The sequence below is a fragment of the Oceanisphaera pacifica genome (assembly GCF_017498065.1).
Taxonomy (GTDB): domain Bacteria; phylum Pseudomonadota; class Gammaproteobacteria; order Enterobacterales; family Aeromonadaceae; genus Oceanimonas; species Oceanimonas pacifica.
The window spans coordinates 1-21,698 of record NZ_JAGDFX010000009.1 but is presented as its reverse complement, the minus strand read 5'-3'; the positions used below and the strand labels follow the sequence as shown (position 1 = coordinate 21,698).

Annotated in this window: 18 protein-coding genes and 1 pseudogene; 1 reads left to right on the top strand and 18 read right to left on the bottom strand. The window is 39.1% G+C overall.

Annotated features, from left to right (window positions below; translation table 11 throughout):
* Positions 1-786: 786 nt before the first annotated feature.
* From J3U76_RS08810 to J3U76_RS08725, 18 genes and pseudogenes are all read right to left on the bottom strand, one after another.
* A complete protein-coding gene (locus tag J3U76_RS08810; protein ID WP_208005607.1) occupies positions 787-1,905 on the bottom strand; it encodes a glycosyltransferase in 1,119 nt (372 codons plus the stop codon).
* A 76-nt stretch (positions 1,906-1,981) separates the two neighbouring features.
* Positions 1,982-2,947, bottom strand: a pseudogene (locus tag J3U76_RS08805) (NAD-dependent epimerase/dehydratase family protein).
* A gap of 9 nt (positions 2,948-2,956) precedes the next feature.
* Positions 2,957-4,171, bottom strand: a complete 1,215-nt coding sequence (locus tag J3U76_RS08800) for a nucleotide sugar dehydrogenase (protein WP_208005606.1) — start codon at positions 4,169-4,171, stop codon at positions 2,957-2,959.
* A 386-nt stretch (positions 4,172-4,557) separates the two neighbouring features.
* Entirely contained in the window at positions 4,558-4,878 is a 321-nt protein-coding gene (locus J3U76_RS08795) for a hypothetical protein (protein WP_208005605.1), read from the bottom strand.
* A 126-nt stretch (positions 4,879-5,004) separates the two neighbouring features.
* The gene (locus J3U76_RS08790; RefSeq protein ID WP_208005604.1) at positions 5,005-5,664 is read right to left on the bottom strand and encodes a hypothetical protein; all 660 of its coding nucleotides are present in this window, start codon (positions 5,662-5,664) and stop codon (positions 5,005-5,007) included.
* A gap of 351 nt (positions 5,665-6,015) precedes the next feature.
* Positions 6,016-7,050 carry a polysialyltransferase family glycosyltransferase gene (locus tag J3U76_RS08785; protein WP_208005603.1) on the bottom strand — a complete coding sequence of 345 codons (1,035 nt, stop codon included), beginning with the start codon at positions 7,048-7,050 and terminating at the stop codon, positions 6,016-6,018.
* A gap of 9 nt (positions 7,051-7,059) precedes the next feature.
* The gene (locus J3U76_RS08780) at positions 7,060-7,743 is read right to left on the bottom strand and encodes a cytidylyltransferase domain-containing protein (RefSeq protein ID WP_208005602.1); all 684 of its coding nucleotides are present in this window, start codon (positions 7,741-7,743) and stop codon (positions 7,060-7,062) included.
* Positions 7,740-8,792, bottom strand: coding sequence for a nucleotidyltransferase family protein (locus J3U76_RS08775; RefSeq protein WP_208005601.1), 1,053 nt, complete (start codon positions 8,790-8,792; stop codon positions 7,740-7,742). Before J3U76_RS08775 ends, J3U76_RS08780 begins: the two co-directional genes overlap by 4 nt.
* A gap of 9 nt (positions 8,793-8,801) precedes the next feature.
* Positions 8,802-9,440, bottom strand: coding sequence for a NeuD/PglB/VioB family sugar acetyltransferase (locus J3U76_RS08770; protein ID WP_208005600.1), 639 nt, complete (start codon positions 9,438-9,440; stop codon positions 8,802-8,804).
* Entirely contained in the window at positions 9,433-10,509 is a 1,077-nt protein-coding gene (gene neuB / locus J3U76_RS08765) for an N-acetylneuraminate synthase (protein WP_208005599.1), read from the bottom strand. Before neuB ends, J3U76_RS08770 begins: the two co-directional genes overlap by 8 nt.
* Positions 10,506-11,174: a PIG-L deacetylase family protein gene (locus J3U76_RS08760; protein WP_208005598.1), complete on the bottom strand. Its 669-nt coding sequence runs from the start codon at positions 11,172-11,174 to the stop codon at positions 10,506-10,508. Before J3U76_RS08760 ends, neuB begins: the two co-directional genes overlap by 4 nt.
* On the bottom strand, positions 11,171-12,067 hold the full coding sequence (locus J3U76_RS08755) for a methionyl-tRNA formyltransferase (protein ID WP_208005597.1): 897 nt from the start codon (positions 12,065-12,067) through the stop codon (positions 11,171-11,173). The genes J3U76_RS08760 and J3U76_RS08755 overlap by 4 nt, the downstream gene beginning before the upstream one ends.
* Positions 12,067-13,230, bottom strand: coding sequence for a UDP-N-acetylglucosamine 2-epimerase (gene neuC, locus J3U76_RS08750; RefSeq protein WP_208005596.1), 1,164 nt, complete (start codon positions 13,228-13,230; stop codon positions 12,067-12,069). The genes J3U76_RS08755 and neuC overlap by 1 nt, the downstream gene beginning before the upstream one ends.
* An 11-nt stretch (positions 13,231-13,241) precedes the next feature.
* A complete protein-coding gene (locus J3U76_RS08745) occupies positions 13,242-14,396 on the bottom strand; it encodes a LegC family aminotransferase (protein WP_243454162.1) in 1,155 nt (384 codons plus the stop codon).
* Positions 14,397-14,400: 4 nt separating this feature from the next.
* Positions 14,401-15,591 (bottom strand): UDP-N-acetylglucosamine 4,6-dehydratase, encoded by a 1,191-nt coding sequence (locus J3U76_RS08740; RefSeq protein ID WP_208005595.1) that lies wholly within the window; start codon positions 15,589-15,591, stop codon positions 14,401-14,403.
* An 86-nt stretch (positions 15,592-15,677) separates the two neighbouring features.
* Entirely contained in the window at positions 15,678-16,199 is a 522-nt protein-coding gene (locus tag J3U76_RS08735; RefSeq protein ID WP_243454161.1) for an acyltransferase, read from the bottom strand.
* On the bottom strand, positions 16,196-17,464 hold the full coding sequence (locus J3U76_RS08730) for an oligosaccharide flippase family protein (RefSeq protein WP_208005593.1): 1,269 nt from the start codon (positions 17,462-17,464) through the stop codon (positions 16,196-16,198). Before J3U76_RS08730 ends, J3U76_RS08735 begins: the two co-directional genes overlap by 4 nt.
* A 447-nt stretch (positions 17,465-17,911) precedes the next feature.
* A complete protein-coding gene (locus J3U76_RS08725; RefSeq protein ID WP_208005592.1) occupies positions 17,912-20,116 on the bottom strand; it encodes a polysaccharide biosynthesis tyrosine autokinase in 2,205 nt (734 codons plus the stop codon).
* 731 nt (positions 20,117-20,847) lie between these two features.
* Here J3U76_RS08725 and J3U76_RS08720 point away from each other — a divergent pair.
* Positions 20,848-21,216 carry a GxxExxY protein gene (locus J3U76_RS08720; protein ID WP_208005591.1) on the top strand — a complete coding sequence of 123 codons (369 nt, stop codon included), beginning with the start codon at positions 20,848-20,850 and terminating at the stop codon, positions 21,214-21,216.
* Positions 21,217-21,698: the final 482 nt, after the last annotated feature.

Sequence of the window (21,698 nt, the reverse complement as noted above, 5' to 3'; positions counted from 1 at the left end):
ACTAAGACCACATAGAGAAAGCAGGGCACACACTAAGCCTAAGAGTTTAAGTTATAGGCTAACACCATTCACAACTCACAAATCCCAATTCACCATCTTGTATAATAATAGCCAGATAGTTCAAAAGGTTGGGTCCATTCATGGCGAGAATTCCCATTGAAAAGACAGTATATGATCACAGGTAGCATTTATCGTCAAAGCGATCGTATAAATAAACTATTTTTCTTTAATAAAGATGCAATTTAAGGTACAAAGTGGCTGTTACGTTCAAAATTACACCTCGCTGTAAGCCTTGCTACATAAGGGTTTTTCATGATCTTGCCCTGTCTCTACTACCTAATTACCCATAATACTCAGGGCAAGAGCATGAAGGAAACTCTTACATTTCAATCACTTTTGAAAGATACTGTTCGTTCAAGGCTGCCTTTAAACGCTTTTTCTTAACGCTCAAACTCAAAATACAATTTTGAATTAAAAACAATCAATAAACTTATAACATCCGATGCTCTGTTATACCATATGCTTTTTATTTCGTTTCAAAGCAGGGCTGGAGCATGAAGGACACTTTTACATTTCAATCACTTTTGAAAGATACTATTTGTTCAAGGCTGCTTTTAAACGCTTGCTCTTAACACTTAATTTAAGATTGGTTTCTTGCCGAAGTAAATTAAGCAAGTTTATGATTTCCATCTCTTACTATTTGCACGGATATTAGAAAACCGTCTAATAGAATCCAAAAACTGAAAACTATTAGCTTTAATAAATTATTGCTTTGCAGTGTAGTTTTTATTTACTTTTGCAACCAATAACATCCCAATATTTTTTTGAGATTACGCTTACTGAGTACTCATTACTTCTTGCTTTTAACAGCTTTGATGGAAAAGCTTCTTTATTAAGAAAAATCAACTTTATTGCTTCTGCCATTTTAATAACATTTTCAGGCTCCACGAGCACTCCGTACTCTCCATTTTTTAAAATACTTCTAGGCCCACCTTCACAAGCTGTGCTTACAACTGGATTTCCGCTTGAAAGTGCTTCCACGATGACGTTTCCAAAGCCTTCGTAATTTGAAGATAAAGCAAATAGTGTAGCACCTTTATAATATGGGTAGGGGTTATCACGAAAAGGTAAAATTTTAATTTTCGAGCATAGCTTTAAGTTCTTTACAAGTTTATTTAGTGCTTTCCTTTCTACTCCCTCCCCAAGTATTATTAGCCTTGCCTCATCAAGCTCTTTAGCTACAATAGAAAATGCATGAATAAGTATCTTCTGATTTTTTTGCTCATGCAAACGCCCAACATTTAAAACAACTTTAAATTCTGAATTATTAAGCCACTCTTCATCTACTGGCTCTTTTAATAACTCGTCAACATTATTAGGCAACACTGGGTTATCAACAACTGTTATTTTTTCTGACTTTATGATATTATTTTTTAGTAAGTGTGCTTTAGTACCTTCTGAGTTTGAAACTAAAGCATCACATTGCGTATAAGAAAACTTCAGTAATAGGTACCACACCAACCTCTTATACCATGGAGACTTATAGATATGATTTAATGTATTAGCTTCTCTAAAAACAACACGATTAATTTTAATAAAAAATCTAGAAAAACCAACAGAAATATTCGTTTCTCTAATCATACTAAGAACTTTTATAGGCTTTAATTTTCTTAGTACAAATAACACGGCAAATAAAGAATGAATAATGCCTGAACAATTAAGGTCAACAATCTTAACATTGCTTGCCACCTGTTTACGATATGGCCCTTCTTTATTTACTGCTAGCAAAGTTACATCAATGCCGTCATTTGCGTATTGATTCGCAAGGTTAACTGCTACTTTTTCAGCACCACCACCTTTAAAGCTAGGTGTGACTATCAACAATGATTCTTTTTTATTTTTCATTTCATAAACTCAAATTAAAATTATCTACAAATAAACGTTAAGGTGAAGCGAAAAGAGATCCATATTATATTAGTAGTTAATTTTTATAACTTTTATACCACTCCACAAACCTTCTCTATCCCTTCATCCATTTTCGGTTTGTAGCCTACTTCATCTTCTAGCTTTTGGGTATCTGCATAGGTTCTTTTCAAGTCACCGGGTTGCATGGGCAGCATTATTTTTTCTGCTGTTTTGCCGCAGGCGGTTTTTATGGCTTGTATAAAACGGGCGAGTTCGATGAGTTCGTTATTACCGATATTATACAAAGCATAGGGTATGGTTTCGCTTTTTTGTTCGGGTGGTTTGGCAGCTATGCGGATAACGCCTTCGACTATGTCGTCTATATAGATGAAGTCGCATAACATTTTGTCTTAGTTGAATACTTTAATGGGCTCGCCCTTTAAAATGGCTTCAGTGAATAACCAAGGAATCATGTCAAGTCTGCCTGCTGGGCCGTACACAGTAAAGAAACGTAAGCCAGTAGTGGGAATGCCGTACAGTTTAGAATAACTGTGCGCCATTAGCTCGTTAGACTTTTTAGTGGCGGCGTAAAGTGATACAGGGTTGTCTACCTGGTCATCTTCGCTAAAGGGTATTTTGGCGTTCATTCCATACACCGAGCTGGGCGAGGCGTAAACCAAGTGTTGCACCTTGTTTTGGCGGCAGCCTTCTAAAATAGTCATAATGCCCACTAGGTTGCTATCTACATAAGCAAATGGATTTTCTATGGAATAGCGCCCCCAGCTTGTGCCGCTAGGTGGATAACACAATCAAACAGCTCATTACTAAAGAGCTGTGCGATGCCTTCCCTGTCAGCCAAATCTATTTTTATAAAGCTAAAATTGGTAAAAGGCGTAAGTTCGGCAAGGCGGTGTTGTTTTAACGCTGGGGCGTAGTAGTCGTTAAGGTTATCTAAGCCAATCACTTGCTCACCTGCTTACAACAGCCGTTTGGCAGTGTGCATACCGATAAAACCTGCTGCACCGGTGACTAGGTATTTCATGTTTCTTCCTTAAAGGTCGCTGCCAAATAAATCGCGGCTGTAGACTTTTTCTAACACGCCTTTGAGTTCTTGAGCAGGGCGGTTGGCAACGATGACGTTAGATAACTGTTTAAACTCGGCTAGATCAGTGATAACACGACTACCGTAAAAATGAGACATTTTCAATACAGGCTCATATACTATCACTTCGACCCCTTTCGCTTTGAGGCGCTTCATTACGCCTTGTATGGCCGATGCACGAAAGTTGTCTGAGCCTTCTTTCATCACTAAACGGTAAATGCCCACGACTGGTGAGCTTTTAATGTTGGGTGCTGAGTGCTGAGTGTTAAGGCGCTTTAAGATGCTGTCGGCGATGAAGTCTTTCCGGGTACGATTTGAGTCTACAATGGCTTTGATCAAGTTACTCGGTACTTCGTCATAGTTAGCTAATAGCTGTTTAGTATCTTTAGGTAAGCAGTAACCGCCATAACCAAATGATGGGTTGTTGTAGTGATCGCCAATGCGTGGATCAAGCCCTACGCCTTCAATAATTTGCCTGGTGTCTAGGTCAAAAGTTTGCGCATAGGTGTCTAGCTCATTGAAATAAGCAACGCGCATGGCTAGATAGGTATTAGAAAATAGCTTAATAGCTTCAGCCTCAGTTGAATCAGTGAACAACTGAGGAGCATCTTTTTTAATCGCCCCTTCTAGTAATAAGTCGGCAAAGGTACGAGCACGTTCAGACTGTTCACCTACGATAATACGTGACGGATATAGATTATCGTGCAAAGCTTTGCCTTCGCGCAAAAACTCTGGGCTAAAAATGATACTGAGTTTTGAGTGTTGAGTGCTAAGTGCTGAGTTTAACTGCGCTGTGAATCCGACGGGTACGGTGGATTTTATGATCACGGTCGCGTTGGGGTTTAGCTCAGCCACATCATTGACTACGGCTTCTACACTGCTGGTATCAAAGTAGTTAGTTTTAGGATCATAGTCCGTGGGGGTCGCAATTATTACAAAATCAGCATTGGTATAAGCTTTTTTTGAATCTAGGATGGCTGTAAAGTTAAGCGATTTGTTAGCTAAAAAATCTTCTATTTCAGTATCGGCAATCGGTGATTGCTTATTATTTAATAAGGATATTTTTTCAGGATCAATATCTAGCGCTGCTACTTCATTATGTTGTGCTAACAACATAGCATTAGAAAGCCCTACATACCCTGTGCCTACTACTGTTATTTTCATAACTAACCTTTATGTATTAAACATGAAAGTAAGCTTGTTATCTTCAAGCATACTTAAAGTTGAAAAAAACCATTAAACCAATTTAAAAATAAGATAATATTCTATTTGCTAGTTATCGCTCTAGTGAATTTATTCCCGCCGAAATTGCCTTGCTGCTGTTAGAAAGTGCCACAAAAAAGTGGATATAAAAACTGCTTTCAACATAAATATTTTATCTGTGAAGTTCCGTCAGCTCTAGTTATTATAAAAAGATGGCTAAAGAGTTTATCATACGAGTCTACAATAATTTTCATTAAATTAATCTAATACTACTATCTCGGCCTTTTCGATTTATTAGCATCAATCACTTCATATTAACCTTTATCTAATTCATTACTTTACATGTACTAAACAATACAGTTAACAAGGAATACTATTACTATCAGACCACCATAAAATGCAAGCAAAGAAGAAGATCTACAAGCCTGTAAATAGTATATTTTTAAATCATCTTCCGGTGACAATCTAAATAGTTTACTAACTAAATCAGAATTAAATTGTAGTTCTGTCCCGTTCTCCTCTTGAACCTCACCCAATATATCTTTTACAAAATCATTGTAATTTTTTCTAAAACGTTTTTCTTGAGCAAGGTAATATGCATTCAACACTGCGAAAATTAATATTGGCGCTAAAACAATAAGTAAAGAAACGCTGCTATCTTTATTCAAGACAAGAACCACAATTGCTGCAACTAAAGTAATGCACAATTTTTTATTGCACTGCTCTTTGCAGACATTCTATTAATAATATCTTGCTGCATTTGTAAATGTTTATGAATTGATAATTCTGTTATTTTAACCATAGTTATCTTCTGATAATAGTTTATACAAAGCATCTAAGCCATGCTCTGTTCTGCCAGGGGCATCTAGCCAATCATTAAAAATATCCTGTGATATTTTTATTAAGTGCCCCATTGGTGCACTATGTTTAACTTTAAGCTGTTTCCCCTCAGTTAGATGTTCGGTCCCAATAGCTGAATCTAATGCTTTTACCCGCTCATAACGCTTAGGCTTTTTTCTTTCTATCATTGAGCTCAGCAGTAACTCTGAATGGATCCAGGGTGAATAGGTTTTAGCTTGATCATCTTCCGATATAGTACTTTTGATACTAGGAACCAATGAATTCTCAGATTCTAAGAAGATAAATGCTTCAGAACGATCAATTACCTCATGTAGGGCTGAACTCAAAATCATATACACATGAGCAGTAGATTGATTTCTTTTGTCATAAGAGTAAGTTCCGCTTATTTTTTGAAAGCAATACTCATCGTCAACCTCTTTTAGCAAGTCATATACAGCCCCCCAAATCTCAGAGTCTATAAATACAGTTAAACCATGAGTTTGCTGTATTTTATTAGCCAGTAATAATGCTTTTTTTCTATCAACAAATGAATGTGATAAAAATATATCAGGTGAGCCTTGGGGGGAAAAGTTTATCTGCAACCTTACTAGCATCTATAGGATCACCTGACTGAATCATTTCTAAAATAGGTGTCATACCAACACGATTAAGCGGCCTTACATTAGTAGCATTAGTACTACCTAATGAAATATTTTCTGGCAATCTAAAACACGTAAAAATTCATCACTTTTTATAAAATCAACTGCGCCGACAGGGCAAGAACATGAACGTTTTTCAATCAAAAAAAGAACAAAAAAATAGTCATTTCTTGATTATTATTTATCTAATACTTAGGTTTTTAAGCTCTAAGCGATTAATAAACTAGTAGGGTGTTCGTAAAGTAGACACTCATGCTCTTGCCCTGAGAGTAGATCATACATTTCAAAGAAGTATATTCAACTTTGTTAAACTTCTACATGAATATTTAACTTCTTAAAATATTGATATACGTTTTCGATGTCATCTCTCCACTGTAATCCAACATCATCAGAATTAAGCTTAAAACTACGCAAAGGAACTTCTGGCAATATCACTTTTATATTATTTAATACGCTTGTATAAGCTCCCGACACTTCAGAAGGTAGTGAGTCAGATTCAAGAAGATAAACTTCAGCTGTCACATCAGGAACTATCACATTAAACATTAACGTATTAGATATATAATTTAATTTCTGTTCGGATTCATCACGATGCGCAAAATAAGTTACCTTCTTACCTCTTTTATCATAAAAGTCTCGTATACGCCCTAAGAAATACATTTCATATTCTAGAGATATGATCCCTGCCTCACTATACTTAGAACCATAATAATATACAGACTGACTATTAATAAACTTATCCTTCATTAATAATTTTTTTATATTATCAAAACTAATTTTACGCTGAAAGACATGCTCATCATTTGAAAAAGCAGTCACTACTCTTAACCTTTTATTAAAAAAATGCTCATCTATATATTTATTATAGATCACATAAAAAATAATTTTCTTTATAAGATTTTTAGGATAAAAATTATCATAAGGGTAGTTATACCCTAGCTTGATATAATTATTAATCGCTTTGATACTAGCTGCGCCATCATCAAGTAAATATACATTTGAAGCATTCAATGCGACTCGCACCATGTGCATAAAAGAAGATCGAAACTCACCGATATAAAGCGAAGTTACTTTACTTCCAAATATAGATTCAATACTTGATAAAAAAGCTCTATTTCTACAATGATGAGAAAGCGGATTTTTAGATATAGGATGTTCTATTACTATCTTTTTTTGCCACTCTCTTTTGTTAATGATGCTTAACAGTTGCTTATCATTTCTAGGGCGTACACCACCAGAGGTTCTAACAACAACACTATTGCTTTCACTGTCATTTTCTAGTGAAACTTCAAGCGCACATAATGCTTGTAGTGGAGATTCAACAATATAAAGATTATTCAAAACAACAGCTCACTTCTCTGTTTTGTAGTATTCCGCCAAAATAAAGTCATCTTCTGTATCTATATCTATCGACGATGCTGCATTCATTACATAGGAGTAAGTTCCTTCACTATATATTTCACTTAATTTTTTTACATACTCACGAACAAAAATATATAGAGCACCATTCAACCGATAGTAAGGTTCAAAATCTTGTGTGCGCTTGATTTCGGTTGGTTTAATAAAACCAGCCATAGAGCCGTTAGGACCAAGTTGATTACAAAACTGGATAGGATGCTCTAACTCACAAACAGATACGATGGCTCTAGCTGATTTATCTTTCATCAACTGAACAGCCTCTTTGATATGCTGAGCACTTCTTAATGGAGATGTTGGCTGAAGAATAGCGATTTTACTGACATCATTCTTATATTCACACTCAAACCATTCAACTAAGTGGGTAACCACATCATTGGTTGTAGCTGTATCTGTAGCTAAGTGTTGGGGTCTAAGGAAAGGAACAGCAGCACCAAAATCCATAGACATAGCAGCAATATTCTCACAATCGGTGCTAACGAACACATGATCGAAAACACCACTATCTAGTGCAGCTTCAATAGTCCACGCAATCATGGGCTTACCTGCCAGTGGCTTTATATTTTTCCCTGGTAGGCGCTTACTTCCACCTCGTGCAGGTATAATAGCGATATTCACTGTAAGAATCCTTTGATGTCTTGTTGTGCTTTTTGATAATCACTCATGCGCCCAATATCTAACCAGTAATCATAGCTAGTATAGATGCCTACTTTTTCTTGTTGTGCCATTCGCTGTCCTAATAAGGTAGGCAGATCTATTTTAGTATCTGCCTTTACAGAAGCAACGCATTCGGGGCTGAGTACATAAATACCTGTATTAATACTATAGCGATAAGTTGGCTTCTCTACCATATCAGTAATGAGCTCATCTTTACTTTCAATTACGCCGAACGGCACCTGATGCTCTAACTCACGCACACACATAGTGGCATCAAATTTTTGCTGTTCATGATGTTCGAGTAAACGAACGAAGTCGACTTTAGTTAACACATCACCGTTCATCATAATTAATGGCAGCTGAGGCAGAGTCTTAGGTAATAACCCCAATGCTCCACCGGTACCTAGGGGAGAGTCTTCATGGACGTAATTAATGCTTACGTTCCACTCGCTGCCATCACCAAAATAGTCACGTATTTGCTCTGGCATATAATGAGTTGAGATATAAAATTGATGAAAGCCAAATGCAATAAACTGGTGAATAAGATGCGCTAACATTGGCTTATCACCCACTCGTAACATTGGTTTTGGACAATGATCGGTTAATGGTCGTAATCTGGTGCCAAAACCACCGGCCATAATAAAAATAGGATTATCTCTCTTCACCGGTTGTAAAGCAGTATGCAGCGTTTCTAAACCTATCAAGTGACCTAAATCATCGACAATAGGTAAAGACAAGAGATCACACTTCTCCATCAGCTCTAAACGTTGCTGACGTGAATGAGTCACTTTGGCAACTTTAGGTTTAGTGTTCATTACTTTGGCTGCAGAGTCTTCCATACCACACTCGAGTAATAAGCCTCGGCGTATGTCACCATCCGTAATCGTCCCTTGCAAATGACCTTTTTCATCACAGATTAATGCGATACGTAACGCTGCTTGATCGATAATACGCATAGCTTCACGAATTGTAGCGCCCGAATTCAAGACGACGTTTTTCCATTCTAGCATTACAAATCCTTAACTAAGATTACGACTACAAGCAGGTATAAGCGTCTGATGTGCAAGTACATCTCTGGCGATAGTTGTACCCGCGCCTATCACCGCATGATCGCCAATGTTCAGATATTGAATAACATTAGCTCCAGCACCAATATGAACGTGGATCCCTGTATTCACCCCACCACATAAAGTTGCACTAGGTGCTATATGATTATGTTGACCAATACTGCAGTCATGTTCGACAATGCAACCACTATTTAGTAATGTGTTATCTCCAATAGTCACACCTGCCTGAACAATAACTCCGGCCATTATCTGTGCTCCTTCTCCCAACTCGATATTATTAGAAAGAATAGCATTATGAGATATAACCTGAGAAAAACTATATCCTTTAGTTTTAAAAAACTGAAACAATTGCCACTGCAAGTCCTTACCAGGCAATGAGCCTAAGCCATTAACTAACTCAACGTCTTTCGGGCAATATTGCAATAATAAGTCTTCATCATTTTGGAGTCGCTTAATACCAACTAATAGGCTTTTAGAGTTCACTGGTTCGGGGGCTACTAGAGCTGTTATTACACGCCCCTGTGCGTAGAGAATTTCTGCCAACCCAGCAGCATGCCCACCGGCGCCCAACATAATCAGCGGTTTAGTCACTGATTTGCTCCCCTTCTTTATAGCTTTTTGTCGCCGTGCTATTTAATAACGACCAATATAAGTAAGGTGATAAACCGTCACCAGGACGCTTAACTGTCAGGTTGTTGACAGTAAAGGCTTCGCCAGCTTGAATCGTATCAGCGGCGACTAAGCTCTTACGGGCTATTGGTTTATTCTTAACTTCTGAGGGTTGTGGGCTTTTAATACCGTGCCCCAAGGCTAGTTCTACATCGCGGATACCTTGAACCATAGCCGCTAACTCATTTGGCTCTAGTGATGCCTTATGATCTGGCCCCGCCATTGTTTTATCTAACGTAAAGTGTTTTTCGATAAGTTGAGCACCTAAGGCTGTGGCAGCGATAGGTATTGTGATGCCCGCACTGTGGTCAGAATATCCTGGCGTTAATCCAAAGGCAGTATGCATGGTCTGCATCGCTCGCAAGTTAATTTCGCCAACAGGGGCGGGGTACTCGGTAGTGCAATGCAACAATGTCACTTTTTCCTTAAGCGCTTTATGGCCATCTTCACTTGCATAAGCCTCGGCAAAAGCTATTTCACTAGGCTGTGCATCAGCGTTAGCAGTAAGACCAAATGCAATCACGCCTAAAGCCGCTTCTACTTCAGCTAACGTAGCCATACCAGTAGAGACAATTAAGTTACAACCGGTTCGAGCATGCTCCAACAAAAAAGGCGCATTAGTTAGCTCACCGGAAGGAATCTTGAGCGTTGTTAACCCAAGATCAGTCACTAAAAAACCTAAACTCTCAGTATCAAATGCCGTAGAAAGAAACTCAATACCCAGTTCATTGCAGTGAGCAATTAAGTCTTTATGGGCATCATAGTCCAATTCTAAACGGCTAAGCATGGCGAATTGAGACTCAGCGATACCAGAGTTGCGAGTCTGATATTCAGCTTGTTTAGCCTCTTGAGTCACTAAATTTTTCGCTTTAAACGTCTGAAACTTGACGACATCAGCGCCAGCAGAATGAGCTGCATCCACGAGTTTGAAAGCGAGCTCGGCACTGCCATTATGGTTAACACCCGCTTCAGCAATAATCTTGATACTCATAATATTTCCTTAATAAGCATAAAAGCTTCGGCAGCATGGCAGTTACTCTGAGCACCTCGCAAAGTAGCCAAGGCTTCTAGCGCTTTACGACTGCGAGGAAAAGGAAACTTCCCCATTTCAGACTCAAAAATTTCTAAAATATTTAGTTTATCTTCGATATAGTCTGAGATATTTATGTATACATTGGGTCGAAAACCACCATCCTCCGGTTTCATACCAAAGTCAGTTTCAGATAAAGTTTCGTAAGCCAAAACTCTTTTTATAAAAGGATAACGAAAGCTTTTGGTTGCCGACATCACGGCATCAAATACTATTTCGTGGTCACTATGAGCATCATTACGATACACAGTATAAACTAGCTGTGGTTGTATTTTAGAAATTACATCACTAATACCAGCAATGACCTTGCCCATTGGTAATGTTTCTAATGCAGCTGGGGGTAATTTTAATTCATGTACCGATGAAAAATGGTAACGGTCTGCGGCTGCTTCTATTTCTTGTTTTCGTATGGCAATCTTCTCTTCACTAAAGCCGCTTTCTGGGCTCATCCCTGTGACTAACAACCAATGAATTCGATCTCCTTCAGCATAATGACGCAACAAGGTACCACCACAACCCAAAGATTCATCGTCAGCATGAGGGGCTACTATCAATACGTCTTTCATAAGCACTCTCCATTTTGGGGTAGAAAGTTCAGTTGTATGTCATATAGCCAAATAGCGCTGTCACCACCACACTTTATTAGCATCTTTTCTTTCTCAGCCACCAAAATTCGACCAGGCTCAATATAATGAGGAAATAATTTCTGTGATAACTTGCTTCGCCATACGCTAATTGGGCTCTCACCATAGAGAAACTCTGCTCCTGGGTAAGGATAAGTCAGAGCCCGGATTAAATTGTGTATGTCTTCAGCATGCATACGCCAATCGATTAACCCATCTTTACGAGAGCGTTTTCGCCAGTAGGTGGCTTTAGAGTGATCTTGGTTCACAAATGTAGCTTTACCCGTAGCCAGCTGTTGGCTGACGTCAATGATTTGTAATGAAGCTGTATCCAGTATTTTCTCATATAAAGTGGCCGCATTATCTTCTGCAACAATAGTCACTGGCTCTTGAATAATAATAGGCCCCGAATCCGCTCCCTCATCCATACGAAAAAAGGTTACTGCCGTCTGCTCCAGCCCTAACGCCAAAGCCCAAATAATAGGGTGCCGTCCACGAGCTAGAGGCAACGGCGCAGGATGAAAACCGATAGCACCTAGAGGCGCCAGATTCAGCATTTCTTTATCGAGTAGATAACTCCAGCCAAAACAGTAGATAACATCGGGCTGGTATCGTCGGAGAAATTCCAAACTATCCAGCCGTTCACGGCTTTGTTCATAATGAAAGGGTATATCATGTGCTCGGCACAAAGGCGCAAGATCTACAAAGTCAGAATTAACCGAAGACTCTGACTTTGTAATTACGGCCACAACTTCGATTCCTTCAACCTTTTGGTTGAGTAAAGTCTGTAATATCCTATAGCTCGATTGAACACACCCAATGAATCCAACTTTCATTAACTCTGTACCATATCAAAAAAAGACTTTGAAACTATCCCTTTCAAGGGATGAACTAATATTCTCTCAACAATTTTCTCTGAACTATTTCCTTTGCCGTAAGGATTTTCAGCCTGACGACAACATTTTTTGAAATAAGGATCCATGATGAGCTCCATCGCAGTTTTAATTGCGTTCCGGCTTTCTTCACAGTGAACGATGGTTTTCCCAGACAACCGTCCTTTTTGACGATTGCCAATGTTCAGGGTGGGTATTCCAAATGTAGGTGCTTCAATCAAGCCGCTAGAAGAGTTTCCTAGTACAGCTTCGCAGTGCTTCATTACACTCAAGTAACGCAGTTGCCCTAGTGATTGCACTAAGTGCACTCGTTGAGGGTGCTTATCACGATAGGCTTCAAGGATTTCTATTAGCTGTCGCCCATTAGTGTCCGCATTTGGATAAGAAATAATAACCTGATGATTAGGGTATGCATCTAGGACTGCTAGCAAGTTTTTTAATGAGCCTGCAGCACCGTCGCTAGCCAGCGTCACCGGGTGGTAGGTCACGAGAAAATAAGGCCTGTCTAACTTAAAATTGATGGCGTTGGAAAGCTCTGCTCTCGCAAGTAATGGCAAGCGAACAATGCTATCTATACCGGGAGCCCCGAAGTTAAATACTCGATGCGGTTGTTCACCTAATTGGATCACGCGCTGTCGGTATTCTTCAGTCGCAGTAAAATGCAGATGGGCCATTTTAGTTATGGAGTGACGAACTGCCTCATCGATGAGGCCCTCCGTTTTTTCCCCGCCATGCAGATGGGCAATTGGTATCTGAGCCACCATCGCTGCTTGTGCTACCGCCATTGATTCAAAGCGGTCACCTAAAATAACCACAAGATCAGGTTGATGACGTTGTAATGCTTCAGCAGCACCTATTAATGCAAGCCCCATCGACTTGCTAATAGCTACGGGGGAGTCTGATGAAAGTAAAAATTCCATCCGTTCGGCAATAGGAAAATCGTCTTTCTCAATCTGACTGATGGTATAGCCAAACTCTGGTGAGAGATGCATGCCACCAACTAATAGTTGTAGTTGAGCTTGTTTAGACTCATTTAATGCTTTAATAATCCAATACAACAAACCGTATTCAGCTCGAGTGCCAGTAAATACTGCTATTTTTCTCATGCTATCTCTACTCATGCAATCTCTAAAATGGGTGAGCTAGGCAAGTTAACCAATCTCGCCTCGGCCCATTCTGAATGTATTAAGTCTCCACGTAAGGCATCGGAAAACATGGGCAACCGGTGCATCAACTGCCACACCGGGCGCGTCATAACTCCCTGAGCATTGGTGGTTTCGAGCAAGGCATTACGACTAGCTAAATTAGGGCAAACCACAGCATTTAACCAATAGTTAGAATGCGCATAATCAGGCTCTTTTACAAAGCGAAATTCACTGCCTTTAAAAAAATCAGCATAACGAACAGCCAAAATGCGCTTGCTATTGAGCATTAATTCAAGTCGTTCCATTTGCGCACAACCTAACGCCGCATTTATGTTAGGCATACGATAGTTGAACGCAGGCTCATCATGGTAAAACTCATAGGAGTGTGGCACTTTAGCTGTAGTCGTTATGTGCTTGGCTCGTAGCCCATCTTCAGTCTCTTTACACAGCAGCATGCCGCCACCGCCTGTAGTAATTACCTTATTGCCATTAAAGCTTAGTGCACCAAAACGCCCCACAGTCCCAGTATGTTGCCCTTTATAGAAAGCTCCCAAACTCTCGGCTGCATCTTCAACTAAGTTTAAATTCCACAGTTTACAAATAGCCACAAATTCATCTAATTGAACTGGATGGCCAAAAGTGTGCATCGGCATTATCGCTTTAATAGCCGCTCCGCTTACTTTATGTCTACAGTAGCCCGCATCATCCAGCTCAGCATGTTCAGCCAGCCAAATAGACGTAGCTTGCGGACACAAGCCAAAAGCCGTAGGTTCAATATCAATAAATACTGGCTTAGCACCCATATGATGAAGGGCATTACAGGTGGCTACAAACGTTAATGCCTGCGTAATAACGAGGTCTCCTGCATTAACGTCAGCCAGATGTAAGGCGGCATGTAACGCAGCAGTACCATTAACGGTAGCAACGGCCCTCGTTGAGCCAGTAAACGTTTGCATGCTGTGCTCAAATTCATCAACAAATTTGCCTACACTCGAAACAAAGGTACTGTCGATGGTTTCAGCTAGATAATCTTTCTCATTACCTAAAAAAGTAGGCGCATGCAAAGGAACAAAATCTTGGGTCGCGTAAGTATCTCGAATAAAATTAATCAGTTGCTGGTGCATCATTACCTCACATCTTGCTATCGAGATATTTTCCGGTCTCTTTATGTCCAAAGTCGGGAATCATGTTAAAGAAAAGCTCAACAATATCTTGTTTTTCCCAGGCCAAATCAGATTTCATTGCCTTGATGCTCACCTCAAATTCAGTGAGCAAATCTTGATCAAATTCAGCTTCATTTTTTATAATGCCGAGGCTGTGGAAGCGCTCCATATCAAGGACTTCTTGGTCAGTAAAAAACTCTTCAAAATCTTTTTCACCGGTGGTGTCGCTCCCTGTGAATAAACAAGGCCACTTACCTTGCTCCGGTAGTGTTTTCGCCAATTCACGCGCTTCATCTTCATCGGCACAAAGTACTGGCTCATAGCCTTTTTGTTTAAGGTACTTTACTGCTATATCGGCGAAAGAGATGAGATGTAAGCTTTCACTAAGCTTAGGGAAGAAAATATCACGATTTTCACCAAAAACACATGACATCAAACATAATTCACCCGCCTCTTGAGGCGTCACGAAGTAACGTTTTATGTCATTGGGGGCCACTATTGGTTGGCGTTTTTCTAAACGTTGATTGAAGCCATGCAGAAGTGAGCCATCAGAGAAAGCCACGTTGGCAAACCTAGCAGTTGAGATATTGATATCTAGGCTGCGACGCATTAAAAACATTTCCATTATGCGCTTTGAAGCACCCATCATATTGACTGGGTTAGCTGCCTTATCAGTGGAAACACAGAAGTATTTTTTTGCACCAGCTTCAATTGCCTGCTGTAAAGTTTTATCGGTGTTAAACACGTTAACATCAATCATACGCATCAGAGTATATGGGTCTTTTTCGCTGCGCACATGTTTGAGGGCGGATAGGTTAAGTACATAGTCAAACTGTCCATCAGCCTTAAAGAAGGCATCGTATTCAGTGGAGCCAATATCTAAAGCAAATGTTTGAAAGTCACCATTGATATAACCAAACGAACTGCGCAGATCTCGAACTAGCTCAACTAGATTATTTTCACTGATATCTACTACATGTATCTTTTGAGGGTTCCGTTTGAAGATTTCTTTGGTGACTGCTTGGCCGATAGAGCCTGCACCGCCTAATACTAGAAATCGCGAAGCCTCTACCTTAGTAGATAAATCCTCTTCGCTTTTTTCTATATCAGTAGTAAACAGCGCTTGCTCCCTACCAATTAAACTGAGAATAGAATTCATAATAGAGTCCCAAAAATATAGTTAACAAAATTAATGATTTCAAACACCACAAAAAAAAAACAGTTTTTTACAAGGCTCATACAACACTAGTGAAATTTGCCCTCAGCTTTAAGTTTTTCATAGTGAGTTACATCTCGACTACTGAATACCTTTGCTGGATGACCACCCGCAATAGCGTATTTGGGAATATCAGACACAACAACACTACCTGCTTGTATAATAGCCCCTTCACCTATAGTAGCTCCACCAAGAACTATAACTCGACTCCCTAACCAAACATTATCTTCAATAGTAATATCTTTTAGAATATAAGTTGAGTCATATGGAACTGCACTTCCATTATCAAAATTATGATTTTGACAAATAAATAAGCAATCAGGCCCAGAGTGGAAGTTATCTCCAATAATAACATTACCCTCACCACTAATAACTAAGCCATTAAAGTTTGCATTATCACCTAAAAATGTGTTCTTCGTTAGAGATGTAGGACCACCAACTTGAACTCTATCGGTATAACCGCCACAACGCTTTTTTACAATTACAACTCTAGCTTTACGTTGCATTTTTTTTAAAACTCGTCTAATAAACTTAATAGCATTCAAGATCATCTTAAACTCCAAGGCATACTTACTAACTGAGTTGAGTACCACCATGTTAAAAAGAAAAATAGAGCCATAGATAAAGAGTATGCAACTGCAGCACCAACAAGGCCAAAGAACTTAATTAACACAATCAACAAGAAAACATTAAGCACTCCAGTCCCCATAGTAATAGTGGATAGAACACTTGTTCTCTTACTATAAAATATAAAATTAGTTACAGTTAAGTACATACCACGAAATCCTTGCCCTAAAGCTAACAAACCAATCACATCACCTGCTTGAGCATACTTTTCACCAGCAAAAAACACAACAAACCAAGGTCCTATAATAAAAACCAAACCTACACCTAATAAAATAAAAATAAACCATAGATAAGTAAATATTATTATTTTTCGTTTTTCATAGAAATCATTTCTCTTTAACACTTCATATAAATGGGGTACATAAGCTTTATTTATTGCATCAAAAATCAAACTCATTATACTGACGAGCTGTACCGCCACCATATAAACACCAACTTCAGTAAGTCCAATTTTTTTCCCTATAATAAATCGATCTACTGATATTAGTAAAAATGCTCCTGCTACATGAGGGATTAGCGGAACACCAAATCGTAACGCTTCAGTAAGATAATCTTTTCGTAAAGAAAACACTTTTAACAAATTATCTTTTTTTAGTAAAATCAATGCAACAGCTAAAAAAACTAAACTCATTATTATTTGAGCGTTGATACGACCTTCAGCCCCTTTAAGAAACACTACTACTAATAGTAATGAAAGTAGCATATTAAAGATGCTTTGCGATATTTGTAATGTGCCGTACTTTATAGCTTTTTTTTCTACTTGCCACTGACCTAATCTTAACCTAACGATAACTAAACTAGCTGCAACAAACACAGCGGATAATATATAATTTGATTTTAGTGACAACCACCCAGAAAAACTATCTTTAAATAAAAATATAATAAAAAAAACAGTTAGTGAAAATATAATAGTGAGCTGAACACAAGAGCCTATAAATTCAGCAAGCTCTTTCTTATCTAAGTTGGCATCATAATACTTTCTACCGGCTGCACCAACAAAGGTCATGCCAACGAACGCACCTAGAGCACCTAGCAAGGTCTGAAACATAGCGACTTCGCCATATTCTTCAGGGCTTAAGTAACGTGTAAGTATGGGGAGCAAGACAAAAGGAATAGTGGCATTAAGTATATTTGAGAACAAATAAATACCAGCACCACCAATAAAACTGCCACTTTTAAATTTATTCACTTTAATAGCTTTCTAAAGTTCATTGAAACGACCTTGGTGTTATTTACATGATAACTTTAAATAATGTTGGATTAATAGCTAGATACACTAAAGACTATTAATTTGTAACAAACTTACTTAACGAATATACAGCCTTATAAGCTTTGTGTCTGCTCTTACCCATCAACAGTCTTTTTTAGATCTTACCCCTACTTTTTAGCAGCTTTCATGGGTTTCGTTGCTAAGAGTCTTTAAGACCTAAATCTGCCACGGAATATACGAAAAGAGCGAAAATTATCATAATAAAGGCCAGACACACTGTCTTATAATCTTTGTATCTGCTCTTACCATGAACATTTTTTTCAGATCTTATCCCTATTTTTCCGTGGTTTCCGTGTTCTTCCGTGGCAAAAGGATCTCATCTTGATCTTTTGAACTTCATTCAACACCCAACATTCAACATTGAATTTAAGACTTATACTCGTAGTTATAGTAACCGTAGTTACCATAGCCGTAACTCGAAGCCTTGCGCTCTACGGCGTTAAATACAATGCCTTTTACAGTGATGCCGTTTTGCTCATAACGGCGCTGGGCCACTTCTACTTCTTTAAGTGGGTTTTTCGCAAAGCGACTGACCATTAAGGTGGTTCCCGCTTGGGCACTCACAATTACAGGATCAGTTACAGCCAAAATAGGCGGTGTATCAACAATCACCAAATCATAGTCTTGGCTTACTTTATCTAATAACTGCTTAAAGTTGCTATGCATTAACAGCTCAGACGGATTAGGGGGTACTTGGCCACGAGCCATAAAGTGTAAATTACCCACCTGAGTGGGCTTTATCACTTCTGGCAAAGTATTTTTGCCACTCAGCAAGCTAGATAAACCACTGTCTACGGTTTGCTCAAATATGGTGTGCATATAGCCTTTACGTAAGTCGGCGTCTATGACTAATACTTTTTGACCAGACTGTGCACAAATAGCCGCTAGGTTAGCACTAATAAATGACTTACCTACACTTGGGCTTGGGCCACCAATGGCGATAATATTATTGCTGGCTTCTAACATAGCAAAATGCAGACTGGTGCGCAGAGCACGTAACGACTCTATTGCCAAGTCGGTCGGGTTGTAGTCTGCAAGTAACATATCGCTCTGCTGCTTAGCCTTGCGCTTACGAAAGCTGAGCATTTTCTTTTCGTGTGCAACACTTAAAGGCACACTGGCATATACGTTAATGCCCACTTGTTCAAAGTCTTCCGGGTTTTCTACACCGCGATTCAGCAGGCCGCGTAGCAGCACTATACCCACACCGAGCATACCGCCTAACAGAGTGGCCAATATCGCAATAAGGGGCTTTTTCGGCTTAACAGGAGCAAGGGCAGTTACTGCATCGTCAATAATGCGTACATTACCCACTGTGCCCGCTTTAACAATATTTAGCTCTTGTACTTTGTTAAGTAACTGAATGTAAATCTCTTGGCTTACTTCCATGTCGCGAGTTAAGCGCAAAATCTCTTGCTGAGTGTTAGGCAAGTTTTCTACTTTGTCAGATAGCTCATTCTTATCACGCAACAGCGATTGCTTTTTCTCTAGTAATGCTTGGTAACTAGGATGAGAGCGCGTGTATAAACGGCTAAGTTCAGATTCTTTAAAAGATAACTCGTTAAGCTGTTTTTCTAGATCAACTAGTCGAGTGAGTACGCTTTGTGTTTCTAACCCTAAGTCGACCGATTTATTTTGCTGACGATATTGATTAAGGCGCTCTTCTGCTTGGTCTAGCTTGGCTTTAAGCTCGGGTTGTTGTTGTGATAAAAACTCTAGGCTCTTTTCTGCTTCGGCAGATTGTCTGCGTACGTTTTGTAACAGATATTGCTGTGCTACGGCATTCAGGGTATTGGCAATATCTTTTTGGTCGGTACCAGTTAGAGCTAATTCTAAAATACCTGACGCTTTACCTTTTTCACTAACACTCAGAGCTGAGTTTAAACTGTTAATGGCTCTTAAGGTGCTGACCTTAGTAATAGTAAATTCAGTATTGGGGCGAGCTTGTAAGTCGGTCACTAGAATAGTTATACCATTGTTATTGGCTAACTGATTAGGCTCGCCTTCTACTAGAACCTCTTCATCTTCGTCTAATAATTCAAAGCCTTGCTCTGTGGTGCGTAAGGTAAGGCCTTTGTCTAATAAGCTGTTGGGTACGTTAAATTGGCTGACGTTAATTTGCTCGCCACCCCAAGCATAGCTGGTAAATAGGCTGGCATCGGCTACTTGTGGTTCGCTATGGCGACGAGCTACAAAGCCACCGACGATTGGAAAACGCTTGGGGGCTACTTGTATGTCGCGTTTTACTTCATCAATAGCCGCACCCAGTATGTGGCGAGAGCTAATGATATTAATTTCTGCCTCGGCGTTACTGCTTTGGGAGAACATCTCACCCATATCGCCTAAAGCGGCCATGCCGCCGGACTTTTCTTCTACTTGTAGTAGGGCATTTGCTTTGTATTCGGGAGTGGCTAGTAATGCATAGCTAACACCCAAGACGGCAGCGACAAAAGTGATGGCGATAATGATCCACTTGCCCTCAAGCAAGAGGCCAAGTAAACGGCCAAGATCTATTTCATCTTCTTGTGTTTGGCTGGTGTTAACCGGAGGAGTGTTAGCTTGTTGTGTCATTACTACATCTCAAAGTTAAAAAGATTAAAAGAATTTTTTGCAACGAAATCCGCTAAATCCACAAAAAGATCAACATAAGAGCAAAATTTTTGATGGTAAGAGCAAGACATATATTTGTTGACTTAATGTCTCTCCTTCCAGCTGCTGACTTCGAGCTTTCAGTTAGATTTAAGACTTTCTTGCAACGAAACCCGCTAAATTCACGAAAAAATCAACATAAGAACAAATTTTTGATGGTAAGAGCAAGACATATATTTGTTGACTTAATTTCTCTCCTTCCAGCTGCTGACTTCGAGCTTTCAGTTAGATTTAAGACTTTCTTGCAACGAAACCCGCTAAATCCACGAAAAGATCAACATAAGAACAAATTTTTGATGGTACAGAGCAAGACATATATTTGTTGACTTAATGTCTCTCCTTCCAGCTGCTGACTTCGAGCTTTCAGTTAGATTTAAGACTTTCTTGCAACGAAATCCGCCAAACCCACGAAAAAATCAATATTAAGAGCGAAATCTTTTAATGGTTAAGAGCTAAACACATACCTGTAAGCTTTGTGTCTGCTCTTACTATCAAAAATGTCTTTAGACCTGCTCCCTATTTTTTAGTGGGTTTCGCTGATTTCGTTGCAAAATCTGTTTAGGTTTAGTCTCTATTTTTAGCAGCTTCGCTTGTATCTAAGTTTGTGCTTTTGCGTCTAGCTTCTATAGTTCTATAAGAGCATGGAGGCTGCTATGTACGAAAAAGAACTTGTCTATAAAATCACAGGTGCTGTATTTGAGGTTTACCGTCAACTAGGCTGTGGGCTTTTAGAAAGCGTTTATCATAATGCATTGATACATGAACTAGGATTACGAGACTTAGCCGTCGCGTCTGAGTCATCACTTGTTGTTTATTATAAACATCATGCTGTAGGCGAATTTAGGGCTGATTTAATAGTCGAAGGAAAAATTCTACTAGAATTAAAGGCTCAGAATAACCTACACAAATCATCTGAAGCACAAGTAATCAACTACTTGAAAATCACTGGCTTAAAGCTTGGTTTGCTTATCAACTTCAGCTGGCCTAAGGCATCCGTTAAACGAATAGTGCGCAATCAATAAAACCAAGATTTTTAAGAAAAACAAACACTAGCCTTTTGCAACGAAATCCGCTAAATCCACGAAAAGATCAATATTAAGAACGGAAATTTTAATGGTTAAGAGCAAACCTACATACCTGTAGACTGTTACCTGCTTTTACAATAAAAATCTCTTTTAGACCTGTACTCTATTTTTTAGCGGGTTTCGTTGCCAAGAACTTTCTTTTTTAAGACAAACCCATACTACTCTTTTGCAACAAAACCCGCTAAATCCACGAAAAGATCAATATTAAGAACGGAAATTTTAATGGTTAAGAGCAAACCTACATACCTGTAGGCTGTTACCTGCTTTTACAATAAAAACCTCTTTTAGACCTCAGGGCAAGAGCATGAAGGAAACTCTTACATTTCAATCACTTTTGAAAGATACTGTTCGTTCAATGCTGCTTTTAAACGCTTTTTCTTAATGCTTAATTTAAGACTCGTTTCTTGCCGAAGTAAATT